We start from the raw sequence: 22,330 nt of genomic DNA on the forward strand, positions 1-22,330 counted from the left end.
ATTTGCATGGATTTGCTCCGTTGGGTGAAAGAAGGCGCAACGATAGAGCTGAATTTGATTCCGAAAAAGAAGATAAATTCTTATTAACATTCCTTAAAAACAGAAGTCAATTGCGATGACTTGGTCGCCTTGATAAGATTTTTGTGTGAAGCATCGAAGCGTCCTCATTCTTGGTGGTTATGGAAACGCTGGGCTGGCAATTGCCCGTTTGCTGGCGCAGCTCGGCGACATTGAAATCATCCTCGCCGGACGGAGTGAAAAACGAGCGGTGGACGCGGCACAACGGCTCCGTGCCGAATTCGACAAGGCTCACCTGGTCGCCCGGCACGCCGACGCCAGCAAGCGCGAGTCGCTGCTGGCAGCGTTCAGGCAAGTGGATATCGTCGTCGTAGCCGCCAGCACGATTGAGCACACCCAGGTGGTTGCCGAGGCCGCACTCGCGGCCGGGATTGATTACTTTGACGTGCAGATTGCCGTGCGGGCCAAACATGCAGCCCTTGAGTCACTGCGCGAACGCATTCGCGCTTCCGGGCGCTGCTTCATCACCGACGGTGGCTTTCGCCCAGGTCTAGCGGCTGCCATGGTGCGATACGCAGCTTGCAAGGTGCCCGGTTTGGTGTCTGCACCCGTTGGCTCAGCCTTTCAAGTCAACTGGCGCGAGCGCGAGTTTTCTTCCTCGACAGCGGCAGAATTTTCTGACGAACTCATGTCGTTTTGTTCTTTGGTCTTGAGGAATGGAGCCTGGACATCCAGCAAGCCATGGGCCTACCAGCGCTTTGATTTTGGGTTGCCATTTGGCACCCGGTATTGCGTGCCCATGTTCATGGAAGAACTGCGCGCCTTGCCCGAGATGATCCCCACGCTCAAGGAGTCGGGTTTTTACTCCAGCGGGTTCGGTGGCGTCATGGATTACCTCATTATTCCCCTGGTGTTTGGCTTGCTGGCGGTGTCGCCCAGGCGCTCCCGAAAGTTGATAGCACGCTTGGTGGAATGGGGGCTGAAATACACCACCCACCCGCCGTTCGACGCGGTGTTGCAGATGCATGCGCAGGGCCCAGGTCAGACGCTGCACATGACGGTGGCACACGATGACGCCTATTTCATGACCGCAGCGCCCGCAGCAGCCTGCCTGTTTCAGTACCTTGACGGCCAGATCGACCAACCCGGCTTGTGGCGACAAGCCACGTTGGTGGAGCCCGAGCGCTTTTTTGCTGACCTTACAAGGCTTGGCATCCAGGTCAGCGTGGTGGCCAGTGACGAAAATCCAGTACGGTGACTCGCGTCAGTCACACAATTTTCATCGGCAACCACACGCGCAATACCATCATGTTTGAGGATTCAATTCGCATCTTGAGCCTTTGCCTGGCCCTGGCAAGCGTTGAAATGCTCCACGGCATTGCCCGCGTGCGCTACCTGGTTCCACGCGTGGGCAAGCCCAACGCCCAAAAGATCAGTATCGTCACCGGGACTTTGCTGGCCTTTGCAGTTTGCTATCTCAGCGTTCCGGGCATCCGACTGTCTTCGGCCGGGTCGGCCTGGGCACTTGGCGCTTTTCTGGCCGCCTTCATGGCGTCGTTTGACATCGCCGTGGGGCGCCTGTTGATGAAACGCAGGTGGGCCTTGATTGCCGAGGACTTCGATCCGCGCAAAGGCAACTACCTGAGCTTTGGCCTGGCCGCACTGGTGGCCATACCCACCGTCGTGCTATCAATGACCTGACCGGGTGGGTTGAGACGGGCCGCCATTTGATACAAAATGCATAGCTGTTAGCGCTTATTCCGTAAGCGCTAACGCCTGTTTTCTATTGAAAATGATGAGCTAACCCTCGGCGCAGTCTGCCTCAGGCAATCACCCGGTCCCACGCGCCATAGCGCTCCTGAATTTGCCCCCTGCGTACCGAAAGCGCGAACAGCGCCACACCGGTAGCCAGGCTGACCCCCATGGCCAAGGTGTCCCCCGCATAGACAAACGGCGCGGTCATCAAGCCAGCCGCCAGCGGCACCATCAGCCAGCGTGCCGGGCGCGCCACTTCAGCCGCAGCAACCGACACCACGGTCAGCACCAGCGAGCCGATCACATGGTGGGCGTGCGCCAGGTTGCCCTCCACCCCCGGCCACAGGCGGGTGAACAGCAGTGCCAGCCCGATCAGCGCCGCCAGCCCCAGATTCCAGGGCAAATTGACACCGCCAGCCAGCATGTTGCGCAACACCACCTTGGGCGGCTGGTTGAACTCGTCGGCGGTCTGGCTACTGGTGCTGATACCGGGGAGCATCGTGTCAGTGTCGCCCCGGAAAAACACCGCAAACCCGTTGCGCCCGGCCTGCACCCGGCGGCGCACAAACTGCAGCGTGGCAATCAATTCGTCCAGCGAATACGGAATCTGGATCAGGATGGCGGCCGCGCCAATCAGCGCCACGATGCTCAAAGTGCCAATCACGATCGGCTGGATGATGACAAAGGCGATCGAGGTAATACCCAGCGGCGCAATCATCAGCCCGAACAGCACCACCAGCCAGGGCATGGTGCGCCAGCGCGCTTTGGCGCCGACCAGTCCGGTCAGAATCTCCAGCAAATAGGTGTAGCCACCCAGCGCCGCATCCGACACCGGAAACGACTTGGACAAGGCCGAGGTGATGACCTCCTCGGTGCCATTTTGCGGGTCGGTGGGTGAGCCGGGGAAAAACGGGTCCCACACCGCGGGAATATGGCCCAGTTGGTAGCCCGCCAGGTAGCGCGCCACAAACAGCCCGATCAGCGCAGTGGCAACAATGGGCACGCGCTGCGTCCAGGCCGAAGGGTTGTAGCTCCAACCCGGCGGAATGTCCGGCCCACTGAGCGCTGCCAGAGCCGACGGCCCGGGCTCGGGCTTGAGGGCCACGGCAAAGCCAAAAATCAGCGCACCGACCAGCGAATCGGACAGGTAAGCCGCTGCGTTGCCGGTGTTGAACAAAAACGGAATCGCCATCACCAGCGTGCCAATGCCGGCACACACCCAGCGCGCCGCCGTGCCACGCTGCGATAGCGCGGCGGTGGCAAACACCATCAGCAGCGCGCCCAGTGCCATCTCGCTCCAACGCAACAAGGGTTCCTGCACATGAATCAGCAGCGGCTGGGTAAACAGCCAACTGCCCAGCGCGATGTTGACAAAGTGCGGCCAGCGGTTGTCGCGGTACTCGGCGGCAAACTGCTGCTGGTGGCGCTGGCGCAGGTCTTCAGGGTGCTCGCCGGCCACGCTGGCGGCCTGCACCCAGTCGGGTGGCGTGACACCGTTGCGCCGGTACCAGCCCGGTGGATCGTCCTTTAAGGCTTGCACCAGCGCAGGCAATTCATCCTTGAAGCTGTGTTGCGGCTCCCAGCCCAGCAGGTCGCGCGCCCGGCGGGTGTTGAGCGCGTAGTGGTCGTCGGCCATCTCGGCCATAAAGGGGCGCACAAACGACGTCTGCCCCTTGTCGATCAGGTCGGGAATGACCGGCTCCAACTTGGCCTGCGCCCACAGCCCGGCCGCTGCCACTGACTTGGGCATTTGAATCGTCGTCCAGTCCTCCACCCCGTGCATCAGCGCACCCAGGCGGTCCTGCAACGCGTCGTAGCCCATGGCATCAGCTTCGCCGACCAAAATGGCAGCGGCTGGCGCCAAGGCGTGGCGGCGGTCGATGGTGCGCTTGAACGCATCGAGCATGTCGTCGCGGTGCAGCATGGCTTGCCCCACCAGGGTGCTGCCCGAGTAAAAATAGCTTTGCACATCGCGCTCGTAGATGCGGGCAAACTGCTGCGCCATGGTGGGCACCAGCGACAACTCGTCGTACACACCGGCCAGACGCAGGTTGACAAACGGTATGCCACCGTGCGCCTGCTGCACCACGGCTTCGGCCGCCGCCTTGGAGCGCGGGTAAGCCCAGCGCGGGCCGATCGGATGGCTCTCGTCGATGCGCTCGCCGGGGCGGCACGGCGCATGCACCAGCATGGTGCTGGCATACACAAATTGTTCTACTTCAAAGGCCTGCAGCGCACGCAGCAGATGGCGCGTGCCGTCAATATTGACGCTTTGGTAGCGCGGGTCGTCGGCATTGCTGAAATCAAAATACGCCACCAGGTGCACCACGCTGGCGATGCGTGTGCCATAGGCATCACGCAGCCGGTGCAGCGCCAGATCCATCGATGCCGGTGAAGAGAAATCGGCTTGCAGAACCGGAAACGGGCTGTCCTGCGCCTTGCGGTCCAGCCCGACCACCTGGTAGTCGTCACTGAGTGCGCGGGCCAGCGACTGCCCAAGATTGCCGGACGCACCGGTGATCAAGACCAGCGGGCGGTGGGGTGAGATGCTCATGGCCTGGGCTTTCTGTGGGGTGAATGTGTTAGCGTTCGCCTACTGAGAACAGGCCATTTGGGCCCGCAGCTCGTGTTCAATTTCAAGTCATTCGCCATGTCCGTCATCAAGTTTTCGGAGCGTTTCTTTGCGCTGGGGTTCGCGGTTGTCGTCGTTCTGTTTGCCGGCTGCGCGGTGGCCTTGATCGTTTTTTCGGGCATCGATCTGTGGCGTGCCGTGCAGCCCAGTGAGGTGCTGACGCTGACCAAGCGCTTTGACCTGATCCTTGACTGCATTGCCATGCTGACCATCGCGATGGCGGCCATGGAACTGGCGCAGACCATCGTCGAGGAAGAGTTTGAGCACACCAGCAAACTAAGTGCGGCGGCACGTGCTCGCCGGGTGTTGTCGCGCTTTTTGGTGGTGGTGATCGTGTCGCTGGCGATCGAATCGCTGGTGGCCATCTTCAAGCTGATGCATGAAGACCCCTCCAAGATCTCCGATGGCGCTTTTATTGCGTTTGCAGCGGCGGCCCTGCTGGTAGGCTGGGGCGTTTTCATCAAGCTGAGCCAGCAGGGGCAAGCGCGGGGGGAATGAGTCGTGCCCCAGCAGCGTCAACCGCGAGTGGGCTGACCTGCCAGTGGCGGATGACCGCGTCAAACATGGCGGTTTCGCCATCCGAGAGGTGCTTGTCGGCATGGGCCGCTGATGCAGCCATGCGCAACACCTGGGCTTGCAGCCGTGCATCATCCACCTCGGCCAGCAGCGTGGCCACCGAGCCGTCGCCCACATGGGTCAGCATGGCACGTCCATCAAAGCCCTCCATCAGCAGGTCTTCACACAGCGTCTGTACGATGCCTGTCAAGGCTTGGGGTTCTAGGCCCAGGTCATGCGCATCGAGAAGCTGATTCAGGCTTTCGTATTCCGTGCGAGAGACGTGGCCGTCTGACACGAGGACAAGCCCCAGAATGCGGGCGGCGGATTGTGGGCTGTTGCGAGGGTAAGAGCGCATGGTGGTTGTTGAGCAAGGGGTTGAACATGGCGCAACGATAGGGCCAAAACACGCATTTAAAAAGCAGATAATTTCACATCATTAATCTTAAAAATACTGACCATGAGCACCTCCTTCAATTACAAGCATTTGTATTACTTCTGGGTTGTCGCCAAGGAAGGTGGCATCTCCAAAGCGGCTGACAAACTTGACATGGCGGTGCAAACGGTCAGTGCCCAGGTGCGCGAGCTGGAGCGCGCGCTGGGCTACGCGCTGCTCAAGCCGGCCGGACGCGGGCTGGTGCTAACCAGTGCCGGGCAAGCCGCCATGCAGCAGGCTGACCAGATTTTTCAGCTCGGCGAAAGTTTGCCCGCACGCGTGCGCGATGCCGCCAGCACACCCACCATACGCCTGGCGGTTGGCATTTGCGACGCGCTGCCCAAGCTGGTGGTGCACCGCTTGTTGCTGCCGGTCATCAGCGAGCCCACCTTGCGCCTGCTGTGCCATGAGCGCGAGTTGACCGACCTGCTGGGCGACCTGGCCCTGCACCGGCTGGATGTGGTGTTGTCCGACCGACCGGCGCCGGCCAACCCCAACATCAAGCTTTACAGCCATCCGATGGGTTCGTCAACCATTGCCTGGTACGGCACACCCGCCATGGTGCAGGCGGCGCAGCACGATTTTCCGCAAAGCCTGGAGCAAGTCCCCTTGCTGTTGCCCACCGCCCATACCGCGGTGCGGGTCCGCCTGGACCAATGGTTTGAGCAACGCGGCATTCGCCCGCGCGTGGTGGGCGAGTTTGAGGACGGCGCCCTGCTGAAAACCTTTGGTGCCAGCGGCATGGGTGTGTTTCCGGCCGCCGAATGGGTGCATGACAATCTCCTAGCGCATTACGCGGTGCAGCGTTTAGGCCCCTGCGAGGGGGTGACCGAGCACTTTTTTGCGATTGGTACGGAGAAGAAAGTGCAGCATCCGCTGGTGCAGCGCTTGCTGCAGCCGGCGCTGTAGTAGTATATTTATAATAGCTGCTTGCGCTTATTGGGATTGGGCTAAAGGCATTTTTGTTGTTTTTTCCATTGAGGCATGGCAGCAACACCATCGTTTGGGCTGGGCCCATCAACTTGGCGTCGCGTGGGCCCGCTCGAACGTCACGGCTTTGACCGTCGTGCGCACAAACGCCTGCTGATCTGCAGCAAAATCCCAGCGCTCAATCGTGCAGCCTATGGTGCCCTCTGCCCGGTTGCGGCTGACAGCCTGCGGCGGGTTCACCGCATGCCCCCAGCGCAGCAGGTTGACAGAGTTGGGCACACCGAGGCGGGTGCGCCCTGACACGGCAGTGCCCGCCTGAACCACCCACAAATGCCGCGCCAGCCCCGGCAGCGGCAGCGTGAAGGGCAGGTGAATATGGCCGCCCAACACCAGATCAGCCCCGGCCTGCGCCCAGAGCTGCGCAGCCCGCGCATGACCCCGCAGCAAATGCACACTTTCACTGGCATCGGCCACGGCCAGCGGCTGGTGTACCACCACCACACGCAGTTGGTCTGGCTTGGCTGCGGCCAGCAGGCGGGCCACCCGCGCCATCTGCGCACCCGACACCTGCCCATGCCTGTGACGCCACGCGCGGGTGGTGTTGACCCCCAGCACCAGGCCATCGGGCGCGCTGTACACCGGCTCCAGGTCGGCACCAAACACGCTGGCAAAACCCGCGTAAGGCCGGGTCAGCCGCGCCCACAGGTCAAACAAGGGAATGTCGTGGTTGCCAGGAATGGCCAGCACCGGCGCACCCAGGCGGTCAACAAACGCCTTTGCCGCGCGAAACTGTGCAGGGCTGGCGCGCTGCGTGATGTCGCCAGACAGCACCACCACGTCGGGCCGCTGCTGCGCCGCGAGGGTGACCAGCGCCTCGACCACCTGCGGCTGCTCGGTGCCAAAGTGCGTGTCGGACAGGTGCAGCAGCACACTCATGCAGCCACCTCAGGTCGGCCTATCGTGCCGGTCGCAGCGCGGGGCTGCAGCAGGTACAAGGGCTTGTCGAGCACCCGGATCTCGATGGGTGAGCGCATGCGCTCGACCTCGCCGTCAAATGCCACTGTCACCTGCCTGCGACCGGGTGCCAGCCTGGGCTTGATCAGCATGTGGTGAAACTCCAGGCTCTCCACGCCGGCGGCTTCACCCAGGGTGCCCATGGCCCCATGCAGCATCAGCCTGAGCATGGCCCAGGTCCCGATGGGGCGCAAGATCAACGCGGCCATGCTGCCATGGCCGGGCGTGCCCGACACGGTATCGGCAGGCTGTGCGCCCAACTGCTCCAATTGCAAGCGGTTGTTGCCCACAAAGAGTGTCAAGGTCTGCACCTCGCGCGCCGTGCTGCCCATCTCGATATGCAAGCGCAGTCGGCGCTGCGCGCGCAGCAAGGTGGCAACGCCCGCCACAAGTGCCACCCAGCGGCTGCGGCCAAAGCGGGCTTTGTAAGCCTCGCGGTCCTGCAACAGTTCGGGGTAAAGCCCGAGGCTGGCATTGACCAGAAACAAGCGGTTGTTGATGGCCGCCACCTGCACCGGGCTGGGGTGGGCGTCCAGAAGCATCCTGGCCGCCGCCGCCGGATCGGTGGGGATGCCGTGGGTTCGGGCGAAGTAGTTGAAGGTTCCGTAAGGGATGACACCCATCGCGCAACCAGCGGTATGCGCCGCCTGGGCTACGGTGCTGAGGCTGCCATCGCCGCCTACGGCAATCACCGCCGTCTTGCGAACCGCCGCAAGCGCTGCGGCGTCGCTGGCCACCTGCTGCAATTCATGCGGGCGGCAAACCAGCAGTTCACCCTGGCGGCCACCGGCTGAAAGCGCCGAGGCAATCACAGCACATTTGGCATCAATGTCATAGGCACCCGCAGACGCGTTGACCACAAACAGCAGGGGCGCCGCCGGATCAAGGTGCGCGCCCGAGGCGTCCATCAGCCCCGCTGCAGCAAGTCGCCAAACACCGTGCATTTGCCGTCGCGGCGATCCATCCCGGGCGCGTCGTAAAGCACCAGCCAGCCGGGTTGGCCCCCAGCCAGGGCGGGCGGCAGCTCGCAAATGGCCTCGGCACGGTTCACCCCACGCCCGTGCGGCAGCAAGATCGATTCGGTCAGCGCGGTCTCAAAGCGCGCCGGCTCCCGGTTGGCTTGCATCACTACTTTTGCCTGTGGCCACTTGAAGACGCGGATATCGCCGTCCAGCACCATGCTTGGACCCGCCAGTATGAACAGGTCGTCACCCTGCCAGTGCAGGTCACGCACGCCCAGGCCTTCGAGCTGAAGAAAGTGCTTGCGCAACAGCGTGCCGTGGGTGTCAAGGGGTACCAGGCGAAGATGCCCGCCATCTGCCTCGACCTCGATTTCGAGCAAAGCCGACCAGCCGCGCAGCACCGGACCACGCAGGCCCAGCAGCAACCTGCGCCCGTTGACCGCCAGTCCTTCAATATCAAAACCGTTGTCCTTCCCAGGTATTGCCAGATACGGACCGAAATGTGCGTCGTCAGCCAGCAAGCGCGTCAACTGGTTGGCCTGTGCATCGCCTTTGAGTCGCAGGGCGCGCCTACCGTCTTGCGTCTGACGCACCAGGCAGGGCTGGCCATCGGCATCAGGCTCAATGGGCAAGCACGCCAGCAGGCGGCGGTTGCCATCCAGTTCAAGCTTTGCCAGGCGCTTGGCGTTGGCCGCATGGTCACGCTCGGGTTTGGCATTTTTTCGCTTGAGACCATGCGACCCAACCACCCACAAGAAACCGCCCGCAAGCGCCATGCCTTCCAGGTCGGCTTCCTCATCGGGCTCGCCTGGCAAATCAAGCAAGTCAGCCAGCGGAAAATCTCGCACCTCGCCAAAGCGCAGCGCCTCGCCGCCCACCGCATTGAGGCGGCGCAGGCGATCGATGCCACAGGCTTCGTCGCCCGCCACCCACAGCCAGTCGCCGGTGATTGCAGCGCCCGACAGGTTGGTCTGAACCAGGGAACCGGACGCAAACTCCAGCCGAACGGCGTTGGGGTGTCGGGTGTTGGGCATGGGAAATCTTTGGAAATGGGAACACGTTGGCTGCGCTGCCACATTGCAGCGGGCAGGGACTGACGCACGCTTGATTTTGCGTTGTAAAAAGGAGGTTTCATTCAGTTTTTTTCGATGCTTGGGGCTCCAAAAAACTTCTGGCATGTCGTGAATCCCCCACTTACAGTTTCCGCTTTTGAATTTTCATGCGCCCAATTGGCGCTTTGCAAACTGATGTCACGCATGCGCAACACACTTGTACAGATTTCAGAAGACTTACCAAACAAGCGACGATCTGCCGTCGAACGCATCGCCCAGGCACACGTGGCGTCAATGGGCAGCACATTGGGCGACACCCTCGGTGAAAACGCCCGAACACGGCTGGTCTGGCTGGGGCTGCTGGCGATGCCGCTTTTGTTTCCGGTTGCCCTGCCTGGCATGGGATCGGCGGTAGGGGCCTTGTGCGTGTTGGTGGCTTTGGGGTTGTGTCTGGGTCAACCGCTGCCCTTGCCCCGCTGGCTTGCCAAACGAGAGTTAAATGCGCGCGTCCAGACGCTGCTGGCCAGCATGGTCAGTCGGGCGGTTTGCACGATGGCGCGCGTGAGTCGGCCGCGCCTGCTGCCGCTTAGCAACAGGTCAGCGCGCGTGCTCAATGGGCTGATGCTGACTGCGGCTGGTGTGTCGATGGCGATACCGGTCCCCATCGTCAGTTTTGACAATGTGTTGCCGGCACTGGCCATTGTCTTGATGTCATGGGGTTTGCGGCTCAGGGATGGCGCCATGCTTTTGGTCGGCTACGTCGCCACCGCCGTGGCCGTGGCATCGGTGATGCTGCTGTGGTGGGGCGGCTCGGCGGTCGCCCTGGCGTTGATGTCGGTGCTGTGGCATTGATGTCACCCAACAAGCCACCACCAAAGTAATCCAACCCCTATCCAACATGCCCTGGTCCATGAATGCAAACAACATCACCCGCACGCCCTGCCCCGTTTGTGGCTCCGATCAAGCCGAGCCAATTGCCCACGTCGATGGCAAAACAGGCGAGCCCTTGCTCACCGTCAATTGCAGTTCCTGCGGATTGGGTCGTATTGATCCCTTGCCGACCCAACCGGAGTTGGAGGCCTGGTACACCCACCGCTACCGACAGGATTACAAGCAAGCCGCATCACCGGCACTGCGGCATGTGCTGCGAGCGGGTCGCCATGCCCGTGACCGATGGGCGTGGCTGCAAACGCATTTCGGGCAGGGCTCAGCGCAATTGCCCGCATCCAGCGTGACCTTGGATGTCGGGGCATCGAGTGGCGAATTTGTAGACCTGATGCGCCAACGCGGCATGCAGGCCCATGGCATCGAGCCCCATGCCGGTTATGCCAGCTTCGCCCGCGAGACCTTGGATCTTTCGGTGGAGCACGGCGCGCTGCACCGGGTTTTGCCTGGCCATGCAGACCAGCGTTATGACCTGATCAGCATGTTCCACGTTCTGGAACACCTGGTCGACCCGGTCGAGACTTTGCGTCTGCTTGCTCAAAAGACATCACCGCACGGGCATTTGCTGATCGAGGTGCCAAATGCAACGCGGTTTTGCGCGCCCAGCTATATGTTTTTCAGGGCACATACGCTGTATTTCACCCAGACATCGCTGCACCAGACCCTACAGGTGGGGGGCTGGGACGTGGTGGCTCACAACCCTGCCGACGCTGACAACCTGATGGTTCTGGCGCGCCCGGCCCCTGACCGTGGCGCGCACCCGGTTCCGATCCAATGCCAACCCGATCGCGCACTGATTGAGGCGCAAAACCAACGCACTTGGCCGGCCTATCTCGCCGATCAGCTGCACAGCGGCCGCTGGCTGCGCAAGCTTCAGCAGCGCCAGGAGGAGAAACGAACGGTGCGCGGCTTTTCATCGGCCCGAAACCTTTTGGATGCCCTCTACCAGGACAACTCCCTGCTGACCTTGCCGAAAGGAACATCGCCTCGGCAGCAGCCACACCGGGCGCAAACCCTGGCGGCACTGTGCGCCGGACTTGGTCTGGGCACAAGCCTGGAGTTTTGACGGTGAGAGCCACGACGCCTTCAGACCCGCAGCAGGCGGGCGCGTTGCTTGGCCGCGATCCGGCATCCGTACGCAAAAGGGTCGAGGGCATGGAGAACATGCTGGAAGGCTTGTTCGTGATACCCGGCACCAACATGCGCGTCGGTCTGGATGTCCTGTTGGGCGTGCTACCGGTCGGCGGCAGCGTGATTGCGGCCGCCATGGGGTCGTGGCTGGCTTGGGAAGCCCGCAACCTGGGCATGCCACGACGGTATTTTTTCCGCATGGCGGGCAATATTGCGTTGGATGCGTTGCTCGGGGCGATTCCGGTGATCGGTACGGTGCCCGATCTCTTCTTCAAGTCGAACACCCGCAACCTCAAAATCATCCGCTCGTGGCTCGACAAAAACCACCCACGCACAGTAACGCTTGATATCGGCACTCACGATACCCGCGGCCCCCGCTAACACCTGACTTGGGCCAGCCCAACGGCCCAGGCGTGTCCCGATGTCTTGGCCCCAGACTGGGGCCACGCTCTCGCCAAGCCGCTTAGCCCTTGGACTCAGGTTTGGCGGTTCGCACACTCAGCAGCATGGTCAGGGCCAGAATGCCCACCACCACGCCCAGCGAGAACAGCACCGGGATCTTGTAGATGTCAATCAGGCACATCTTGGTGCCAATGAACACCAGAATCACCGCCAGCCCGTAGTTGAGCAGGTGGAACTTGTTGGCCACCGCCGCCAGCAAGAAATACATGGCGCGCAAGCCCAAGATGGCAAACACGTTGCTGGTCAGCACAATGAACGGGTCGCTGGTGATGGCAAAGATGGCGGGAATCGAGTCCACGGCAAAGATCACGTCGGTCAGGGCAATCAGACAGATCACCATGAACAGCGGAGTGGCGATCTTCTTGCCGTTTTCTACGGTCCAGAACTTTTCGCCTTCGTAGTTTTTGCTCACCGGCAGCACCTTGCGCAGCAGTTTCAGCGCCGGGTTGTCGTTGAGGTCAGGCTCTTTGCCAGCAGCCCACCACATCTTCACACCGGTGAGGATCAGGAAAGCGCCGAACACATACAAGATCCAGTGGAACTCGGCCAACAGCCAACCACCGACCAGAATCATGACGGTGCGCAGCACGATGGCGCCGATGATGCCGATCATCAGCACACGTTTCTGGTAATGCGTGGGCACCGCAAAGTACGTGAAGATCATCAGGAAGACAAAGATGTTGTCCACCGCCAGGGATTTCTCGATGAGGTACCCGGTCAGAAATTCCAGCGATTTGGTGTTGGCGATCTCGCTCGAGCCGGTGCTGTCTTTGACCGCCCACCAGAACAGGCCGTTGAACAGAAAGCTCAGGGCAATCCAGACCAGCGACCAGTTCAGCGCCTCTTTGACGCCAATGTCGTGCGAGCCCTGCTTTTTGAGCACCACAAAGTCGATGAACAGCGACACCAGAACGATGCCAATGAAAGTGGCCCAGAGCCACATCGGCGCAATGGTTTGCATAAAGAATTCTCAGGGTTAGAGGTGACGCAAGCTTCGCCGTTCACCAGGTTGACCGGCGGATTGAGCTTCTGCTTACAACAATGGTATGAGTCTATGCCAAAGGCACCACGTTTAAGTGGATAAAAATTGATACTGACTTCGGAAAAAAGGGAACGTAAAAGCGTTTTTGCCTGCTTCTTGATGCCGTGTTAACAGGGCAAGATGGCGGCATCTCAATTCAAAAGATCGGAAAGTCAATGCTTTACTCACTTGTATTGGTCGTGACAGGGGTGCTGCTTGCCATTTGGTCAACCGGCGTTTGGGTGCTGCATTCCTTGCTGGTTTGGTCGATGTCTGAGGCAGGCGCGCTCGCGGGTCAAACGCACCGGCTTGAAAGTGTGACGGTGCCTGCCTGGCTGGCGCCATGGCTGCCGCAGGAGTGGCTGCTGGCGTTCAAGGCCGCCGCAACGGACCTGTTGCCCTGGTTTGAAACAGCGCTGTCGGCGCTGCCCAGTGCAGCCACTTGGCTATCGCCACTGGCGTGGGTGGTGTGGGCCATCGGCTTGCTGGTATTGGTGGCAGGTGCTGCCATCGGGCAAGGACTGATTTGGTCCACGCGCCGGGCGGCACGCGCATGACCCGTGGCGGCACCGATTGGGCAAAGCGCTTACGCCAATCGCTGCCCACCCGTGACGCCATGACCGCCCACCCCTGGCTGCGGCCCATGGCAACCCGGCTGCTCGATCCGCAGCTATGGCGGTTGCAGCATGAATCTGTGGCACGCGGCGTGGCGGTCGGCACGTTTTGGGCATTTGTCATTCCGGTGGCGCAAATTGTGGTGGCCACCGTCCACTGCACCTGGTGGCGCGCCAATATTCCGGTGGCCGCTGCCATGACCATGATGACCAATCCGCTGACCATTGGCTTCTGGCTGTGGCTGGCCTACCAGGTAGGTGTGCTTGTTTTGGGCGGTCCGGTTTTGGCTGCCCCGGTACCCAGCAACGGCGCATTGGGCTGGGTGGCGGAGTTTGGTTGGCCCACGGTGCTGGGCATGGGCCTGTTTGCCGTTGGCGGCGCTGCCTTGGGCTATTTCAGCGTGAAGCTGGTTTGGCGTTTGCGCGTGTTGATCAAGCGGCGTCGGTTTCAGCGTGCCCACTTCCACCGAGGGCGTTAAACATTCAGTATTTTTCGAATATTTAGTCTCTGAAACAGTGCTTTTTCAGAGATGGTTTGCCACTTATCCTCACCCTGTTCTTTCACTTCACAGGAGATATTCAGATGAAAAAGTTCCTTTCGATGCTGGCCGTGGTTTTCACGATCGGCCTGTCAACGGTGGCCATGGATGCCGAGGCCGCCAAGCGCATGGGCTCTGGCAAGTCCCTGGGCACGCAACGCCAGGCCACGCCCGACAAGTCACCTGCCGCGGCAACCCCTGCGGCTGCGGCCACTCCTGCTGCTGCGGGCGCCACCCCGGCGGCACCCTCCCGCTCGTGGATGGGTCCGGTGGCCGGACTCGCCGCTGGCCTGGGGCTGGCAGCGCTGGCATCACACCTGGGGTTTGGCGAAGAGCTGGCCTCGATGCTGATGATTGGCCTGATGGCCGCCGCGGTGATGGTGGCGATCGGCTTCTTTATGCGCAAACGTGCGGCAGCCCGGCAAGGCGGCGCTGCGCGCTCAGGCGTCATGCAGTACAGCCCGGTAGGCGCAGGCCCGGCAGCTGGCCAACCGACGCCCGCTTACGAGGTGGCCATGCCCGCCGGCGGTGGCTCTGGAATTGGCTCGGCGCTGGGCGCGGGCGCAACTCAGGGCAAACGAATTCCGGACGACTTTGACGTGGCGGGGTTTGAACGCCATGCCAAGGTGAACTTTATCCGGCTGCAGGCAGCGCATGATGCCAGCAACCTTGACGACATCCGCGCGTTCACCACGCCTGAAATGTTTGCCGAGTTGAAACTGGAACTGGCCGAGCGCGGTGCATCGACCCAGACAACCGACGTGGTGAGCCTGCATGCCACAGTGATCGAGGTGGACGAAGACCCCCAACGCTACCTGGTGAGCGTGCGGTTCACCGGGACCATTCGGGCAGACAGCACCGAGCCCGATGAAGCGTTCGACGAAATGTGGCATTTGACGAAATCACGCCAGGGCAACAGCGGCTGGGTCTTGGCTGGTATTCAGCAGACCGGCAATTGATCGGACTTGAATTGGTATCAATAGGATAGCTGGTAGCGCTTATCCAATAAGCGCTACCAGCTTATTTCATTGTTGATTTGCGGCCGTGGCGCAGGTTTTGGCGCTTTCACCCGCAGACGGGCTTTTCACACACCATGAACCCGACCCATGCCATCGCGCCCCCGTGGCGCCAGCGCCTTCAAGCCACTTTGGAGGCCCCCCTGGTACAGCGCAGTCTGATCGCCTTGATTCTGCTCAACGCCCTTGTTTTGGGCCTGGAAACCAGCCCGAACCTGATGGCGCAATGGGGCGACTGGCTCCAGATGGCAGACCAGGCCATCCTGGCGGTCTTTGTGATCGAGATCGCCCTGCGACTGCTGGTGCATCGCCTGGCCTATTTCAAGGACGCCTGGAATGTCTTTGATTTTGTCGTCGTTGCTATTGCGCTGGTGCCGGCATCCGGACCGCTGGCGGTGCTGCGGGCCTTGCGTGTATTGCGCGTCCTGCGCCTGATCACCCTGGTGCCGAGCATGAAGGGTGTCGTCGGTGGCTTGCTGTCGGCGCTGCCTGGTCTGGGTTCGGTCAGCATGATCATCGGCATCATCTTTTATGTGGCAGCGGTGATTGCCACGCAACTCTTTGCGTTGCAGTTTCCGGCGCTGTTTGGTGACCTGGGGCGCACAGCCTTTACCCTGTTTCAGGTAATGACCCTTGAGGGCTGGGCGATGGAGGTAGTGCGCCCGGTGATGGCGGTTTACCCCTGGGCATGGGTATTTTTCTTCACCTTTATCTTGTGCTCCACCTTCACGCTGCTGAATCTTTTTATTGCGGTGATCGTCAACGCCATCAATCAGGAAAGCAGCGTTGCCAACCCACCACTGAACCAACTTGAAGGGGAGCAACTGCGCCAGGAAATCGCCGCACTGCGTCTGGAACTTAAGTTGCTCAGTCGTTCTGCGCGTGACTAGTTCAGTGGCTGCGCAGCGCGCAACATCTGATAGTGCAGACTCCAATGCGCGACTGCTGCACTCAGCACCATCGACTCACCTTCGGCCACATGCCCGTCGACCTCGGCCAACTGGACGCACAGGTTGAGCACCTTGGGGCGCAGCGCCGGGTCGTCAACCTCGCCCATCAAATCGGCCAGGGTGTACTCGTCCACGGGACAGGCATCGGCCCAGTTGAGCGGCTTGCTCCGGCTCAGGTCTTCGCAAAATGTGTTGATGACGGCGTGCAAGTTTTCATGCTCCAGGCCAAGTTGCTGGTGTGACATCGTTGTGGTGCTCTACGCATACGTTCAGCACGATCGGAGCGACGGTCACCGGCGAGTCACAGATTGCGATGCGGAGTCTCTGATCGGCTCGATGGCCATCTTCAGGTTGAACCCCCGCGATCACCGTCAGCCCGGCTGCCTCGCTAGCCAGTCAACGCTGCTTTGGTCAGGGACCAGGCTTGCGACAGTTTGGCGCCACGCGCGTGGTAGGCGTGCTTGACGCGCTGCAACCGATCTTCCAGTCGGGTCTTGGCCTTGTCGGTTACTTCGCTCAACTGAACTTTCAGCGACTCGGCCTTGGCATCGGCCTCCATTTTGAGGACCTCGACGCGCTGTTTGGCACGCTCCACTGCACTCTCCAGACGAATTTTTGTCTTCGACAGTTTGGCTTGCAGTTTCAACCTGGCGATGCCGCTGGCCTGATCCGCCTCGTCCTCAAGCTCCTTGACTTCTGACTTGAAGACGGCAATGTCGTGGTCGAACTGTGCCTCGACCACATCGCTGCGGCTACGCCGGAGAATCTGGCCACCCATAGCTTCGAGCGCGGAGTCCACCGGAATCACCCACTCTTCTTCGATCTCGGCTACCAGAGCCACCGTGCCCGGCTGCAGGGTTTTTTCGGCCTCTTCGACAAAGTCCAAACCCACGCCGGCGACCCAGAAATCACGAATCGCACCCAAGACTGTCCCGGTCGTCGCGCCCACAACGACACCGACGGGACCACCCAACAAGCCGATCAGACTGCCCACGGCCAGACCAACACCGGTCCCCACCGGTCCCTGACCGATTGCCTCTTTGATATGGACTCCACCTGCCGCGTCCTTGGCAATCACGCCCGTGGCATACAGCGTGATGTCGCCTTCAGCGTGCAGACGGCGCAACGCGTGCAGGCCTGCGTCTGCCGCAGTTTCGTTGGCGAATATGGCAATCAGCATTTTGTTCATTTCAGGTCCTTAAGATAGGTTTAAAAGTCGTGTTGAGGGCTGCCGGGACTGTCGCCTAGCCCTTGGCGTTCGCAATGGATTGACGCAGCCGGGCTGTCGCGGCGCTCATGCCTGCTTCAAACTCTCGCCATCGGTTGGCTGCAGCTTGATTGAACTCGGTCAGCGTGGCCTCGGCAGATTTCAGATCCACTTGCAATGCGGTGATTTGCAGATCAATCTTGGCTTTGGATGCTGCGGCGGCAGTGCCCGCACTTTTTTCCAATTCAAGCAGCCTGGTTTTGCACAGCTTGATGTCTTTCTCGGCGGCCGCAACCACCCGCGTGCGCCGTGCATGGTCGTTGGCGTACTCGAACTGTGGCATGGACTTGATCAGGTCCAGGGTCGCGCCGGCCATGACCAGCTTGCCCGTCTGGTCTTGGATCTGGGTGACTGGAATCGCCACATCATGTCGCCCCATGCCGATGAAACCACCCGCCCCAACGATGATGTAAGACACCGATTTGTCTGGTGCGATGATGATGTCCTGCACCTTGCCAACCTTCTGGCCCGCTTCGTTGTAAATGGTTTTGCCAAGCAGCGTTTTCTTGACGCTCCAGCCCAATGCGACCTGAGTCGACTCAACAACGCTGATGCCCGTGGTGGTGGTGCCCCCCGCAATTTGCGCGCTGGCTGGCGCTATGGTGGCGAACACGCTGACCAGAAACAGCGAGGCCAAAGAAAGAGATTTATTCATGATGAACGTCCAATAGGTTAGAAATAACAGGATCGACCGACACTCTTGGGTTGTACGGTCTGTGATGGCGCGCGTCTGTCTGCTAGCGAACCATTGCCCTGGACTGCGCGGCAAGCTGGAAATCAACGCGCGACGAGTGGCCACTCTGATTCGAGCGCGAGGCAGAATCAGTCGATCTTGCGTCGAACGACGCCCGCTACGGCACACATGCTTTCGCGATCACACAAGAAGCCCGGTACCTGGCCAGCCTGCGGCGTCGTCGATGCTACATTTGCTATAGCTTTTGGCGCTGTCCCAGCAGGCGCTAGCAGTCAACTTCCTGTCCGAATCATGAAGACGCGGTTTATGCCTTTGGTGCGGAACTGGCCGTGCGCACACTCAGAAGCATGGTCAGGGCCAAAATACCCACCACCACGCCCAGCGAGAACAGCACCGGGATCTTGTAGATATCGATCAGGCACATCTTGGTGCCAATAAACACCAGAATCACCGCCAGCCCGTAGTTGAGCAGGTGAAACTTGTTGGCCACCGCCGCCAGCAAGAAATACATGGCGCGCAGGCCCAGGATGGCAAACACGTTGCTGGTCAGCACGATGAACGGGTCGCTGGTGATGGCAAAGATGGCGGGAATCGAGTCCACGGCAAAGATCACGTCGGTCAGCGCAATCAGGCAGATCACCATGAACAGCGGGGTGGCGATCTTCTTGCCGTTTTCGACCGTCCAGAACCTCTCGCCGTCGTAGTTTTTGCTCACCGGCAGCAACTTGCGCAGCAGTTTCAGCGCCGGGTTGTCGTTGAGGTCGGGCTCCTTGCCAGCAGCCCACCACATCTTGACACCAGTGAGGATCAGGAAGGCACCAAACACATACAAGATCCAGTGGAACTCGGCCAACAGCCAGCCACCGACCAGAATCATGACGGTGCGCAGCACGATGGCGCCGATGATGCCGATCATCAGCACACGTTTCTGAAAGTGTGTGGGCACCGCAAAGTACGTGAAGATCATCAAAAACACGAAGATGTTGTCCACCGCCAGTGATTTCTCGATCAGGTAGCCGGTCAAGAACTCTAAGGACTTGGTGTTGGCGATCTCGCTCGAGCCGGTGCTGTCCTTGACTGCCCACCAGAACAGCGCGTTGAACAGAAAGCTCAGACCAATCCAGACCATGGACCAGTTCAGCGCCTCCTTGACGCCGATGTCGTGCGAGCCCTGTTTTTTGAGCACCACAAAGTCGATGAACAGTGACACCAGAACGATGCCAACGAAAGTGGCCCAGAGCCACAGGGGAGCGATAGTTTGCATGACAACCTCAATGAATTTGAATCCAGTGCGGCTTGGAGATCGCACCGTTGGTGTGCAACACGAACCCGTGTACACCCACCGTTGCCGGGAGTTTAATGAATAATCACCCGATTTACCTGAATGAATAAACGAATATAGTTCGTAAAAACAGGAATGTCTGGGTGGATTTTCTTGCGTTAACGGGTTGCCTGGAACGTCGTCCGCTGCGGCCGACCGGCCAGATGCAGCTGGCTGCTGGCAGGCGCTGCCTCCGCCAGCAGCACGCCACGGCGGAACACCTTCAGGCGGGTGGCGCGCAGGCGCAGCGCCTCCACCGGGTCGCGTGCCTGCAGCAGCACAAAATCGGCATGGCTACCCACGGTCAGCCCGTAGTTCTCCAGCCCCATCACACGCGCGGCGTTCACGGTGACCGCATCAAAACACTGGCGCATGGCGGCCTGGCTGGTCATTTGCGCAACATGCAGGCCCATGTGCGCCACTTCGAGCATGTCGCCATGCCCCAGGCTGTACCACGGGTCCATCACGCAGTCATGGCCAAAGGCGACGTTGATGCCCGCTGCCAGCAGCTCGGGCACGCGCGTCATGCCGCGGCGCTTGGGGTAGCTGTCGTGGCGGCCTTGCAGGGTGATGTTGATCAGCGGATTGGCCACCGCGTGCAATTGGCTCTCAGCCATCAGGGCCATGAGTTTGCTGACATAGTAGTTGTCCATGCTGTGCATGGACGTCAGGTGGGAGCCGCTCACGCGCCCGTGCAAGCCCAGCCGCTGCGTCTCGTAAGCCAGCGTTTCCACATGCCGGGAGAGCGGGTCGTCGGATTCGTCGCAATGCATGTCGACACGCAAGCCGCGCTCGGCGGCCATTTCGCACAGCAGCTTGACACTGGCCGCACCGTCCTGCATGGTGCGTTCAAAGTGCGGAATGCCACCCACCACGTCCACGCCCTTGTCCAGCGCACGTTTCAAGTTCACCAGTGCATCCGGTGCGCGCAGCAAGCCGTCCTGCGGAAACGCGACCAGTTGCAGGTCGATATAGGGTGCTACCTGCCGCTTGACCTCCAGCAGCGCATCGACCGCCAAAAGTCGAACATCACACACGTCCACATGGGTGCGAATGGCCAGCAAGCCCTTGGCCACCGCCCAGTCGCAATAGGCCAGCGCGCGTTCCATCAACGCTTGCTGCGTCAGCAGCGGTTTGAGTTCGCCCCACAGCGCAATACCTTCCAGCAGCGTGCCGCTCTGGTTGACACGCGGCAGGCCATAACTCAGGGTGGCGTCCATGTGAAAGTGTGCATCCACAAACGGCGGGCTCAGCAACTGACCCTGGGCGTCAAGCACCTGGTGTGCGGTGCCCGGAAGGTGATTGGCCAGAGCCACAATTTTGCCGTCCTTCACGGCAACCGACATCTGGGCCTGCCCATCCGGAAAACTGGCATTGTGAATCAGCAGGTCGAACATAGAGGTCTCGCGCGTGAGGGTTGAAGCAGCAGTCTGCTTTCCATGTTACGCCATGGCTCACACCACGCCCTGGGCGTGCAGGGCGTCAATCTGGGTTGATGACAATCCCAGTTCAGCCAGCACTTCATCGGTGTGTTGTCCCAAGGCTGGCGGTGCACGAAGCACCACGGGGGGCGTGGCACTCAGGCGCAGCGGGCTGGCCACAGTGCGGATGGTGGCCTGCAATGCTTCACTATAGAGAGCGTCACTGCCATGGTGAATATGCGCTACAGGCTGATTGATGATCAAATGGCGGGCCTGGACCTGTGGGTCGGCGAAGGCCTGTGCCAGATCATTGATCGGGCCGCAAGGCACCGCCTTGTCTTCCAGCAGCTGCGTCCAGTGGGCTGTGCTGCAGGTGCAGGTGACGGGCGTCAACAACGCAATCAGCTCGGTGCGGTTTTGCACGCGCAGGGTGTTGCTGGCAAAACGTGCGTCGCTGGCCCACTCGGGGTGGCCTGCGGCATTGCAAAAGCGTGCAAACTGGCCATCGTTGCCAATGGCCAGCAGCATGCTGCCATCCAGTGTGGTGAAAGTCTGGTAGGGCGCCAAACTGGGGTGCGTGTTGCCCTGGCGTTGTGGCACCTTGCCTGTATTCAGGAAGCCGGCCGCCTGGTTGGCCAGCACCGCCATGCCCACATCGAGCAACGCCATGTCGATGTGCTGACCCACACCGGTCTGGTGGCGTGACTCGACAGCGGCGAGGATCGCACTGGTGGCGTAAATGCCGGTCAGGATGTCGATCAGCGCCACGCCCATGCGCATCGGGCCGCCACCGGGTTGGTCATCCGCATGGCCGGTGATGCTCATCATGCCGCTCATGGCCTGGATCATCAGGTCGTAACCAGCGCGTTCTGCATACGGGCCATCTTGGCCGAAACCAGTGACCGAGCAGTAAATCAGCCGCGGGTTGATTTCTTTGAGGCTGGCGTAGTCCAGGCCGTATTGCTGCAGACCGCCGACCTTGAAGTTTTCGACCAGGATGTCGCTTTGCGCGGCCATTTGCCGGATCAACGCTTGGCCTTCGGGTCGCGCCATGTCGAGCGTGATGGCTCGCTTGTTGCGGTTGCAGGCGGTGAAGTAGGTGGCGTGCGTGGTGTCAACGCCGTCAGCATCTTTGAGAAACGGCGGGCCCCAGTGGCGCGTGTCGTCACCGGCACCGGGGCGCTCGACCTTGATCACATCCGCACCCAGGTCAGCCAACATTTGCGTGCACCAGGGGCCGGCCAGCACGCGCGACAGGTCGAGAACTTTGAGGTGGGACAAGGCAGCGGGTTGGGAGGTTGTCATAGAGTGGCTCAATAGTTGGCAATGGTTTTGAACGGCCTGGCGATGACGGGAGACCGTGACATTGGCTTGGGTAATGGACTCAGCACACAAAAATAATCTGACGCTGACCCCAATTAATCAGCAGAACGCCTGAATACCGGTCTGCGCGCGGCCCAAAATCAAGGCGTGGATGTCGTGCGTGCCTTCGTAGGTGTTGACCACTTCGAGGTTCACCAGATGCCGCGCCACGCCAAACTCGTCGCTGATGCCGTTGCCGCCCATCATGTCGCGCGCCAGGCGGGCCACGTCCA

At 60.8% G+C, this 22,330-nt stretch carries 24 protein-coding genes; 11 read left to right on the top strand and 13 right to left on the bottom strand.

Annotated elements, in window-relative coordinates:
* The first annotated feature begins 145 nt into the window (after window positions 1-145).
* Together KBF66_RS13935 and KBF66_RS13940 are read left to right on the top strand one after the other, a co-directional pair.
* Window positions 146-1,276 carry a saccharopine dehydrogenase NADP-binding domain-containing protein gene (locus tag KBF66_RS13935; RefSeq protein ID WP_296658035.1) on the top strand — a complete coding sequence of 377 codons (1,131 nt, stop codon included), beginning with the start codon at window positions 146-148 and terminating at the stop codon, window positions 1,274-1,276.
* A gap of 50 nt (window positions 1,277-1,326) precedes the next feature.
* Window positions 1,327-1,719: a hypothetical protein gene (locus tag KBF66_RS13940; RefSeq protein WP_296658039.1), complete on the top strand. Its 393-nt coding sequence runs from the start codon at window positions 1,327-1,329 to the stop codon at window positions 1,717-1,719.
* 121 nt (window positions 1,720-1,840) lie between these two features.
* Here the strand turns inward: KBF66_RS13940 and KBF66_RS13945 are convergent, their stop codons facing one another.
* Window positions 1,841-4,327, bottom strand: a complete 2,487-nt coding sequence (locus KBF66_RS13945) for an NAD-dependent epimerase/dehydratase family protein (protein WP_296658043.1) — start codon at window positions 4,325-4,327, stop codon at window positions 1,841-1,843.
* Between the two features lie 96 nt (window positions 4,328-4,423).
* Between KBF66_RS13945 and KBF66_RS13950 the strand changes: the two genes are divergently transcribed.
* Window positions 4,424-4,903 carry a hypothetical protein gene (locus KBF66_RS13950; RefSeq protein ID WP_296658046.1) on the top strand — a complete coding sequence of 160 codons (480 nt, stop codon included), beginning with the start codon at window positions 4,424-4,426 and terminating at the stop codon, window positions 4,901-4,903.
* On the opposite strand, the gene KBF66_RS13955 is transcribed toward KBF66_RS13950, so the two are convergent.
* Window positions 4,866-5,318, bottom strand: a complete 453-nt coding sequence (locus tag KBF66_RS13955; RefSeq protein WP_296658049.1) for a TerB family tellurite resistance protein — start codon at window positions 5,316-5,318, stop codon at window positions 4,866-4,868. The genes KBF66_RS13950 and KBF66_RS13955 overlap by 38 nt on opposite strands.
* Window positions 5,319-5,420: 102 nt before the next feature.
* Between KBF66_RS13955 and KBF66_RS13960 the strand changes: the two genes are divergently transcribed.
* Complete coding sequence (locus tag KBF66_RS13960; RefSeq protein WP_296658052.1) at window positions 5,421-6,305, top strand: LysR family transcriptional regulator; 885 nt, start codon at window positions 5,421-5,423, stop codon at window positions 6,303-6,305.
* A gap of 108 nt (window positions 6,306-6,413) precedes the next feature.
* On the opposite strand, the gene KBF66_RS13965 is transcribed toward KBF66_RS13960, so the two are convergent.
* Genes KBF66_RS13965 through KBF66_RS13975 form a run of 3 tightly spaced genes read right to left on the bottom strand, consistent with a single transcriptional unit; the run spans window position 6,414 to window position 9,336 of the window.
* Window positions 6,414-7,262, bottom strand: a complete 849-nt coding sequence (locus tag KBF66_RS13965; RefSeq protein ID WP_296658055.1) for a metallophosphoesterase family protein — start codon at window positions 7,260-7,262, stop codon at window positions 6,414-6,416.
* Complete coding sequence (locus KBF66_RS13970) at window positions 7,259-8,248, bottom strand: diacylglycerol kinase family protein (protein WP_296658058.1); 990 nt, start codon at window positions 8,246-8,248, stop codon at window positions 7,259-7,261. Before KBF66_RS13970 ends, KBF66_RS13965 begins: the two co-directional genes overlap by 4 nt.
* Window positions 8,248-9,336, bottom strand: a complete 1,089-nt coding sequence (locus KBF66_RS13975) for a DUF3616 domain-containing protein (RefSeq protein WP_296658061.1) — start codon at window positions 9,334-9,336, stop codon at window positions 8,248-8,250. Before KBF66_RS13975 ends, KBF66_RS13970 begins: the two co-directional genes overlap by 1 nt.
* A gap of 222 nt (window positions 9,337-9,558) precedes the next feature.
* On the opposite strand from KBF66_RS13975, the gene KBF66_RS13980 reads away from it, so the two are divergent.
* The 3 genes from KBF66_RS13980 to KBF66_RS13990 are packed head-to-tail and all read left to right on the top strand — an operon-like array spanning window position 9,559 to window position 11,811.
* Entirely contained in the window at window positions 9,559-10,206 is a 648-nt protein-coding gene (locus tag KBF66_RS13980; RefSeq protein ID WP_296658065.1) for an exopolysaccharide biosynthesis protein, read from the top strand.
* Window positions 10,207-10,264: 58 nt separating this feature from the next.
* On the top strand, window positions 10,265-11,365 hold the full coding sequence (locus tag KBF66_RS13985; protein WP_296658070.1) for a class I SAM-dependent methyltransferase: 1,101 nt from the start codon (window positions 10,265-10,267) through the stop codon (window positions 11,363-11,365).
* Window positions 11,366-11,367: 2 nt separating this feature from the next.
* On the top strand, window positions 11,368-11,811 hold the full coding sequence (locus KBF66_RS13990) for a DUF4112 domain-containing protein (RefSeq protein ID WP_296658074.1): 444 nt from the start codon (window positions 11,368-11,370) through the stop codon (window positions 11,809-11,811).
* 82 nt (window positions 11,812-11,893) lie between these two features.
* On the opposite strand, the gene KBF66_RS13995 is transcribed toward KBF66_RS13990, so the two are convergent.
* A complete protein-coding gene (locus KBF66_RS13995) occupies window positions 11,894-12,853 on the bottom strand; it encodes a TerC family protein (RefSeq protein ID WP_296658078.1) in 960 nt (319 codons plus the stop codon).
* A 236-nt stretch (window positions 12,854-13,089) separates the two neighbouring features.
* Between KBF66_RS13995 and KBF66_RS14000 the strand changes: the two genes are divergently transcribed.
* The 4 genes from KBF66_RS14000 to KBF66_RS14015 all read left to right on the top strand — a co-directional run bounded on the left by KBF66_RS14000 (window position 13,090) and on the right by KBF66_RS14015 (window position 15,972).
* Complete coding sequence (locus tag KBF66_RS14000; RefSeq protein WP_296658079.1) at window positions 13,090-13,470, top strand: hypothetical protein; 381 nt, start codon at window positions 13,090-13,092, stop codon at window positions 13,468-13,470.
* The gene (locus KBF66_RS14005) at window positions 13,440-14,006 is read left to right on the top strand and encodes a DUF2062 domain-containing protein (RefSeq protein ID WP_296658080.1); all 567 of its coding nucleotides are present in this window, start codon (window positions 13,440-13,442) and stop codon (window positions 14,004-14,006) included. Before KBF66_RS14000 ends, KBF66_RS14005 begins: the two co-directional genes overlap by 31 nt.
* Before the next feature lie 104 nt (window positions 14,007-14,110).
* Window positions 14,111-15,025, top strand: coding sequence for a Tim44-like domain-containing protein (locus KBF66_RS14010; protein WP_296658081.1), 915 nt, complete (start codon window positions 14,111-14,113; stop codon window positions 15,023-15,025).
* Between the two features lie 134 nt (window positions 15,026-15,159).
* On the top strand, window positions 15,160-15,972 hold the full coding sequence (locus tag KBF66_RS14015; RefSeq protein WP_296658082.1) for an ion transporter: 813 nt from the start codon (window positions 15,160-15,162) through the stop codon (window positions 15,970-15,972).
* Here the strand turns inward: KBF66_RS14015 and KBF66_RS14020 are convergent.
* The 7 genes from KBF66_RS14020 to KBF66_RS14050 form a co-directional block, all read right to left on the bottom strand.
* The gene (locus tag KBF66_RS14020) at window positions 15,969-16,277 is read right to left on the bottom strand and encodes a hypothetical protein (RefSeq protein WP_296658083.1); all 309 of its coding nucleotides are present in this window, start codon (window positions 16,275-16,277) and stop codon (window positions 15,969-15,971) included. The two genes, KBF66_RS14015 and KBF66_RS14020, sit on opposite strands and share 4 nt — an antisense overlap.
* A 143-nt stretch (window positions 16,278-16,420) precedes the next feature.
* Window positions 16,421-17,221 (bottom strand): DUF1269 domain-containing protein, encoded by an 801-nt coding sequence (locus tag KBF66_RS14025; protein WP_296658086.1) that lies wholly within the window; start codon window positions 17,219-17,221, stop codon window positions 16,421-16,423.
* A gap of 55 nt (window positions 17,222-17,276) precedes the next feature.
* The gene (locus KBF66_RS14030; protein WP_296658089.1) at window positions 17,277-17,954 is read right to left on the bottom strand and encodes a PRC-barrel domain-containing protein; all 678 of its coding nucleotides are present in this window, start codon (window positions 17,952-17,954) and stop codon (window positions 17,277-17,279) included.
* A 343-nt stretch (window positions 17,955-18,297) separates the two neighbouring features.
* A complete protein-coding gene (locus KBF66_RS14035; protein WP_296658092.1) occupies window positions 18,298-19,257 on the bottom strand; it encodes a TerC family protein in 960 nt (319 codons plus the stop codon).
* A 176-nt stretch (window positions 19,258-19,433) separates the two neighbouring features.
* On the bottom strand, window positions 19,434-20,711 hold the full coding sequence (locus KBF66_RS14040) for an amidohydrolase family protein (protein ID WP_296658094.1): 1,278 nt from the start codon (window positions 20,709-20,711) through the stop codon (window positions 19,434-19,436).
* A gap of 57 nt (window positions 20,712-20,768) precedes the next feature.
* Window positions 20,769-22,040, bottom strand: a complete 1,272-nt coding sequence (locus tag KBF66_RS14045) for a CaiB/BaiF CoA-transferase family protein (protein WP_296658097.1) — start codon at window positions 22,038-22,040, stop codon at window positions 20,769-20,771.
* Between the two features lie 117 nt (window positions 22,041-22,157).
* A partial coding sequence (locus tag KBF66_RS14050) for an acyl-CoA dehydrogenase family protein (protein ID WP_296658099.1) occupies window positions 22,158-22,330 on the bottom strand: 173 nt, incomplete at its 5' end.

Source organism: Rhodoferax sp., assembly GCF_018063565.1.
GTDB lineage: Bacteria > Pseudomonadota > Gammaproteobacteria > Burkholderiales > Burkholderiaceae_C > Rhodoferax.

Bases quoted from the DNA above. Each gene is read 5' to 3' on its own strand.
- KBF66_RS13940 (WP_296658039.1), top strand. From the start codon at position 1,327: ATGTTTGAGGATTCAATTCGCATCTTGAGCCTTTGCCTGGCCCTGGCA.
- KBF66_RS13945 (WP_296658043.1), bottom strand. From the start codon at position 4,327: ATGAGCATCTCACCCCACCGCCCGCTGGTCTTGATCACCGGTGCGTCC.
- KBF66_RS13950 (WP_296658046.1), top strand. From the start codon at position 4,424: ATGTCCGTCATCAAGTTTTCGGAGCGTTTCTTTGCGCTGGGGTTCGCG.
- KBF66_RS13955 (WP_296658049.1), bottom strand. From the start codon at position 5,318: ATGCGCTCTTACCCTCGCAACAGCCCACAATCCGCCGCCCGCATTCTG.
- KBF66_RS13960 (WP_296658052.1), top strand. From the start codon at position 5,421: ATGAGCACCTCCTTCAATTACAAGCATTTGTATTACTTCTGGGTTGTC.
- KBF66_RS13965 (WP_296658055.1), bottom strand. From the start codon at position 7,262: ATGAGTGTGCTGCTGCACCTGTCCGACACGCACTTTGGCACCGAGCAG.
- KBF66_RS13970 (WP_296658058.1), bottom strand. From the start codon at position 8,248: ATGGACGCCTCGGGCGCGCACCTTGATCCGGCGGCGCCCCTGCTGTTT.
- KBF66_RS13975 (WP_296658061.1), bottom strand. From the start codon at position 9,336: ATGCCCAACACCCGACACCCCAACGCCGTTCGGCTGGAGTTTGCGTCC.
- KBF66_RS13980 (WP_296658065.1), top strand. From the start codon at position 9,559: ATGCGCAACACACTTGTACAGATTTCAGAAGACTTACCAAACAAGCGA.
- KBF66_RS13985 (WP_296658070.1), top strand. From the start codon at position 10,265: ATGAATGCAAACAACATCACCCGCACGCCCTGCCCCGTTTGTGGCTCC.
- KBF66_RS13995 (WP_296658078.1), bottom strand. From the start codon at position 12,853: ATGCAAACCATTGCGCCGATGTGGCTCTGGGCCACTTTCATTGGCATC.
- KBF66_RS14000 (WP_296658079.1), top strand. From the start codon at position 13,090: ATGCTTTACTCACTTGTATTGGTCGTGACAGGGGTGCTGCTTGCCATT.
- KBF66_RS14010 (WP_296658081.1), top strand. From the start codon at position 14,111: ATGAAAAAGTTCCTTTCGATGCTGGCCGTGGTTTTCACGATCGGCCTG.
- KBF66_RS14015 (WP_296658082.1), top strand. From the start codon at position 15,160: ATGAACCCGACCCATGCCATCGCGCCCCCGTGGCGCCAGCGCCTTCAA.
- KBF66_RS14020 (WP_296658083.1), bottom strand. From the start codon at position 16,277: ATGTCACACCAGCAACTTGGCCTGGAGCATGAAAACTTGCACGCCGTC.
- KBF66_RS14025 (WP_296658086.1), bottom strand. From the start codon at position 17,221: ATGAACAAAATGCTGATTGCCATATTCGCCAACGAAACTGCGGCAGAC.
- KBF66_RS14030 (WP_296658089.1), bottom strand. From the start codon at position 17,954: ATGAATAAATCTCTTTCTTTGGCCTCGCTGTTTCTGGTCAGCGTGTTC.
- KBF66_RS14035 (WP_296658092.1), bottom strand. From the start codon at position 19,257: ATGCAAACTATCGCTCCCCTGTGGCTCTGGGCCACTTTCGTTGGCATC.
- KBF66_RS14040 (WP_296658094.1), bottom strand. From the start codon at position 20,711: ATGTTCGACCTGCTGATTCACAATGCCAGTTTTCCGGATGGGCAGGCC.
- KBF66_RS14045 (WP_296658097.1), bottom strand. From the start codon at position 22,040: ATGACAACCTCCCAACCCGCTGCCTTGTCCCACCTCAAAGTTCTCGAC.